Raw genomic sequence first — 470 nt, 5'->3', positions numbered from 1 at the left:
AGGGCCGGGGCGCGCACGCGGCGCGCGCCTTCCAGCCGCCCGGCCAGGCGGGCCGGGGCGCCGGGGGCGGGCCGTCGCCGCTGCCGCTGTCCTGGCCGCTGCCGGTCTACCAGCCCGCGGCGTACGACGAGGGCGCGTCCTACCCGGGAGCCGAGCGGCCGCGCCCCGAGCCCGCCGCCGAGACGCAGACCGCGCAGACCGCGCAGACCGCGCAGACCGCGCAGACCGCGCAGACCGCGCAGACCGCGCAGACCGCGCAGACCGCGCAGACCGCGCAGACCGCGCAGACCGCGCAGACCGCGCAGACCGCGCAGACCGCGCAGACCGCGCAGACCGCGCAGACCGCGCAGACCGCTGATCCGGCGCAGGCGCAGGCGCAGGCACAGGCCAGGGCCGCCCAGGGGCAGCCCGCCGAGGACCCGGCCGCCGGGGCCGCGCCGCAGGCCGCCCGCCCGGCCGCCGCGTACGCC

At 82.6% G+C, this 470-nt stretch carries 1 pseudogene; it reads left to right on the top strand.

Annotation, left to right across the window (positions count from 1 at the left end):
* Positions 1-470, top strand: a pseudogene (locus RKE29_RS30910) (hypothetical protein); the annotation flags it as partial.

Source organism: Streptomyces sp. B1866 (assembly GCF_031932565.1).
In the GTDB taxonomy this organism is placed as follows: Bacteria; Actinomycetota; Actinomycetes; order Streptomycetales; family Streptomycetaceae; genus Streptomyces.
The sequence above is the reverse complement of the archived record's forward strand: the minus strand, read 5'-3'. Positions and strand labels throughout refer to the sequence as shown.